Annotated in this window: 3 protein-coding genes, 1 tRNA gene and 2 pseudogenes; all 6 read right to left on the bottom strand. The window is 33.2% G+C overall.

Going from position 1 to position 5,384, the window contains the following annotated elements:
- Nucleotides 1-160 (bottom strand): annotated as a pseudogene (locus tag E4T92_RS10885) (IS1595 family transposase); the annotation flags it as partial.
- Nucleotides 161-476: 316 nt separating this feature from the next.
- A tRNA-Lys gene (locus E4T92_RS10880) sits at nt 477-552 on the bottom strand.
- Nucleotides 553-818: 266 nt separating this feature from the next.
- Nucleotides 819-1,715 (bottom strand): site-specific integrase, encoded by an 897-nt coding sequence (locus tag E4T92_RS10875; protein WP_135094854.1) that lies wholly within the window; start codon nt 1,713-1,715, stop codon nt 819-821.
- Between the two features lie 25 nt (nt 1,716-1,740).
- Nucleotides 1,741-3,639: a MobH family relaxase gene (gene mobH, locus E4T92_RS10870; RefSeq protein WP_135094852.1), complete on the bottom strand. Its 1,899-nt coding sequence runs from the start codon at nt 3,637-3,639 to the stop codon at nt 1,741-1,743.
- A gap of 180 nt (nt 3,640-3,819) precedes the next feature.
- Entirely contained in the window at nt 3,820-4,044 is a 225-nt protein-coding gene (locus E4T92_RS10865) for a hypothetical protein (protein ID WP_135094850.1), read from the bottom strand.
- Nucleotides 4,045-4,899: 855 nt separating this feature from the next.
- Nucleotides 4,900-5,384, bottom strand: a pseudogene (locus E4T92_RS10860) (type VI secretion system tip protein VgrG); the annotation flags it as partial.

Below are 5,384 nucleotides of genomic sequence, written 5' to 3'. Positions count from 1 at the left end.
AATAGCTGATGACCTCACGGATTTTACGGTAAAACAGGATTGCTGAATTAGGCTGAATACCGAGTAAATCTGCTGCTGAACGAGCCGTTACTTCTAATACAAAAAACTCAAGGCGCTTTTTCTGTATAGATTTCTTTAATTTACAATGAGTTATCTTCATTTTTGTAGATTAACATACTAGCTAATCTACGTCAGCTCCTAATTTTATATCGAACGGCTCCTACAGTTTCCTTTAAATTTCTGTTTTTATGCATTTGCAACATACATAATCCCCTATTTTTACTCGTCTTCAGTACAAAATACGATGAAATTAGATTAGCTGAATTTGTACTTTTAAAATTGCCACCTCTAGTATAGACAACAGCAACAATATAAGTTTTTTTAAAATAAGATAAGCCCATGTTCTCTCACCTAACGATAAAATCAAACGCTAAGTAGTATTATGGTTTTAAAATTGAATTAAAGGGATAAATATTTGGTGGGTCGTGAAGGATTCGAACCTTCGACCAACGGATTAAAAGTCCGCTGCTCTACCGACTGAGCTAACGACCCAAATATAGGATTTTAAAGGAGTTTTTTACAAAATTGAGATTTTGTAAAATGGTGCCCGAAGCCAGACTTGAACTGGCACGCCTCGAAAGGCGAGGGATTTTAAATACCTTGCGTAAAATATTTACATATAAGACATTATTAATGATCGTGCCACAAAACTATTTGCCCGTACCCAGCCGATACATAGCAATTGATCCGTTCAGTTATAGATCAAGTCCGATCTTACACTTTTTCTAAAGTTTGTAAAGGCTGGATAATTGATTATTTTATAATAACGTCGAATTAACTTTTTCTCTAAGCATTTCAACATCATTCTCAACATAGCTTAACGTTACTCTCACGTCCTTATGCCCTAAAAGCTGTTTAGCCACATACAAGTTTTCTGGATCTTTCATTAAGCTTGTTGCAACAGTATGTCTAAACCGATGTGGTGATACTTGGAATCCAACTCTACTTGAAATAACTCTAAATAAATGACTAATTTGAAACTCTGTCATTATTTGACCTGTATATCTAGTTTTTCGAAATAAGTTAATGTTAAATAGCTGGGAATCTAAATTTTGATGACGTTTTCTTAGCTCTATAATTAGCCTTTCAATATACGGATGCAACCTATCTAAAATAGGAATACAATGATATTCGTGATTTTTATTAATGTCTGGAGAAATATGAATAACCTTTTGATATAAATCAACATCCTTTATTTTTAATCTCAGTAATTGAGCTCTTCGCATCCCTGTAAATCGCAAAGTGTTAACTAATACTCGGATAAACCACCGTGGTTTTAATACGTCAGGCAAACCTTCACTAGAGCTAAGAAAAGAGTCCAATTTATCTAATTGAACAGATGTTAAAACTTTTCTTTTTGGTCTACCTACTCTCAAAAATAATTTATTACACGGATTTTCTTCGTAATTTAATAATTTTTGTTCAATACCAAATTTATAGATAGATTTTAGATGACGTATATAGCTATTCCAAGTAACGGGTTTTACTTTCGTATCAATCACATTATTACGCCATTTCAATAACATCTCAGTGGTTATTTGGGAAGGATATTCTACACCGCAATGTTTACGAACTTGTCGAATTGCTTTATCATAGCTTTTCTTAGTATCTGCACGCAGATATCTATGGAAAAAATTTTTGCAATAAAAGCTCAAATGTAATCTTAGTGTTTTGCATAGGTTACTCCTCTAGTAATAAATGCCTATTGTTGATTAAAATTCTTTCACCAAAAAACAGTTGTGTATTTGGAATTAAATAACCGACTAAGAATGATTCTTTTCTTGGCCCAATAACACGACAACGCCAAAAATTGGTTGTATCATCACCGATTACTCGTTTCTTATGCAAGCCAAGCGCTTGAAATTCATACTGTAAACTATTAACAATTTCTTCATTATAAGGCAATCCTTTTTCTTGTAAATATAACTCAAATGAGCTTGGGCTGACGATAAAAAGGCTATTATTAACAATATGAATCTTAGCAGTACGATCATTAAATGTTAGCTTCTCATTAAGTAATTTATTCTTCAGCCAATCTACAAATTGTTGCCCTTCAATGCTTCCCATCGTAGTTTCAAAAGGTAAAGAAATTTCTGGATTAGTCTCTTGAGTCTCTGCTGTCACTCGTATCCTTGATTGCATTGCTTCAGTTTCAGGTGGTTCACTCGTTTTTTCAACCGGTGCAGTTTCCTCCTTACCAAACATATTGAGTAGAAAATCAACGCTTTCGTTATCCCTATTTTGTATTCCTGTTTCATCCTCTTGATATGAGGTTTCTTTAGTCCTACTAATAGTATTAGAATTTTCTGCTTCAATATTCTCAGTAAGGTTTACCTCTGAGATGCTAATATCCATATTTGGTACAGTTTTTTCGATGTCGTTATTCTCTTCTTTAGAAACAATCCTGATTGTGCCAGCAAATAGAGCTGGGCGATCGTCAAAATTATCCCAAATGAGCTCTGGTTTCACACGTAATAAGCTAAACTTATCTTTAGGCTCCCACCCTGCATTTGATTTGAGTTGGCAATGCCAAATAGCTGTATCTTCGGCCGTTCGCTCAATCACATTGTGTACTTGCATCTCATCAAACAATTTCCGATTATCTCCAGGAACACTAATCCCTTGTTCCATTAAATAGGCGCGAATTTGATCAGCACTTGTTTTGCTCATCAACCATAACCCATCCTCAGTTAACCAACCATCACCTGGTCCTTTTTCACTAATTTTTAATTTTTGTGAAACAAGATAGCGAAGAGCTAATACCAGCTGTTTGGCAAACGATACTACTGGTTTTTGAACTAATTTAGTAATATCGCCACCAAGTGCTAGTGCTACACTACGTTGATCGGCTTTTTGAATAATTTCAGACAAAACTGCGGCTTTGTCATAATGACCAGACATAGCATACATTAATGTAGAAAAGACTTCTGGATAAGTAGCTAGCCAATCAAAGGCCTCTGTCGGAATTAAGTTATGGGCGATAAAGCTCCCAATTACTGGATGTAGTGCATAATCACGTTGTTTGATATATTTGAATTTATAAGGTTCCGTTGGTACACCATTCCAAGCCAACCAACGTTTTCCACCTTTCAAATATATTTCAATATCAACAATGGATTTTCCAACATCATGAACCAACGCAAGATAAATAGTCGCGGCTGTCCATGCATCTTTCTGTTCAGCTTGTTCTTCAGGTGTTGCATTCGGAGGTAATACATAATTCTGACGAAGTTTAGCTGCAAATAAGATGACCTCTAACCCGTGATCAAGCATTCCGCCTAAATGAGCATGATGATGAAATTCTGAAGCAGGCAAGAGTTGAACCATTTCTGCATACCGTTCAATCGGTTTTTTATAAAGCTCGTTATACATATCTTGCGTCATAGAAACCTGCTGCCAAATTAAATTTAAGTATTTTTGGCGTAAATCGGTATCAAGTAACTCCGATGCAGAAAAAGGCTCTATCCACCCGCCACTGTCAACTTTTGATATTGAAAGATTTTGGTTTTCTAAATTTGAAATAACCTCAAAGGAATCCTGTTTTTTCCCTTTTAACTTATTGAAAATTGATGAAAGCATAAATCAATGACTCATTACATTTTCTTGAAAGGATATTGATTCATAGAATGATCTCAATGAATAAATAATTTAAATTTAGAAGAAAATTAATGTTATTTGAAATCTGGTTTTATTATAGTGAATAAATTTTATTGTTAACTAAAGAGTAGAAATAACTCAGTTAAAACTTCCATAAATCATTTAATTTTTAATACCAAACAAGATAAACCTTTGAAGATCTTTTGATGTTCTAAATAGATGCAATAGTTTCCTCTCTTCTTCATTTCTAACTAGTTCTCCTTTTACTCCAAAAAGGACATAGTTTACATCAATACCTATAGAGTTAATATTGACGAAGTAATTTGCTCTGGGTAGAATTTTATTATGCTCATATTTAAATTGAGCTTGTGAGGTTACTCCAGCCAATTTGCTAAACTCCCTTTGACTAAGATCCAACTTTTTTCTCTCTTCTCTTAGTCTATCACCTATATGTTCCAGCATTGTTATTTATTATTGAAGATAAAACATACCTTAAATGTATCCTATGCCTCTAATATCTTCAATGGAAAATTCTTTTCCAATTTTAGATAAATTTAGGCATAGTAGAAAAAGTATTAGCAAAAAGTTAGCTAAAGACTTAAGCTCACTTTTGAAAAATGAACAAAAATACAGTCTTTTTTGCCTTAAAAGCAATATACAAAAGCATGGGAAGAAAAATAATATTCAGATATACTTTTGTTCTTCCTGTCATAAAACCTTTTCTTTCACGAAGAAATCAAATTTGATAGATGCTTGGACTGATTACACCAGAGGAAAATGCTATAAATAATTAGTCGAAAATATCAATGTTCAATCAGAGCCACTCAACGTTATATTGAATAATACCCTAAAGCCGAGTTTATCACTTACAACAAACTTAGCTAAATATTATTGCAGATATTATTTTCTTGAGGGGGGGGCGGAGTAAAATTGATTTATTCTCCATATAAAAAGGTCTTTTATAGCCCTTATAAAATCATAATCTAAGAGGAGATTATGTTATTTTAAAATACTAAATGAAATATTTATTCACCCTTGAAATATATTATCATATAAAAATAGAAAAAACTCTTGGAGGCGTTATTTAAAGAGATGAAGCGGAAATTATCTATTCATAACAAATTAATAAAAAAGGTATAAAATTATTTTTATAAATAATTTTTAATAAAAATAGTTGGAAATAACTAGAAAAATAATAAAAACTAATACTTTTATCTACCATGCCTAAACTTTACTACATTCCTACTCATTTAAAAATATTTGTTCTCCATTTGCTGAAATTTCCTTTTCACCTTTTATATTAACTTGGCTATTACCTATTTTAATGAAGCTACCATTTGTTTTTAACAAAATCTCGCTTTCTGAAGTAAAAGTTATGTTACCATCAACAAAAATCTGGTACATATTGCCTACATCAATGGATAATTCTTTTATCTGAGATATAGAGTTTTGGTTAATTTCCATATAGCGATTGAGAGTTACTTCTATTGATTGTTGATCACGAATAGTTTCCGAATGATTTCCTGCCACTATCGTATTTCGGTTATTCAACGCCACCGTATTCATATCTCGCTGAGCATGTAAGTTGAGTTGTTCCTGTCCCGGTGCATCCTCAAACAACAACTCATTATACCCCTCCCCCTTATACGTCTTAGAGCGAAATGCCATCTGCGTTTTACTTTGGGGCAATTTTCCTGGCGGGACATTTGTCGCGTGATACGTCCTAC

The organism is Pasteurella sp. WM03 (genome assembly GCF_004570945.1).
GTDB lineage: Bacteria > Pseudomonadota > Gammaproteobacteria > Enterobacterales > Pasteurellaceae > Rodentibacter.
This window is presented reverse-complemented; position numbering and strand designations above follow the sequence as displayed.

Coding starts and splice junctions, on each gene's coding strand:
- mobH (WP_135094852.1), bottom strand. CDS start 3,639: ATGCTTTCATCAATTTTCAATAAGTTAAAAGGGAAAAAACAGGATTCC.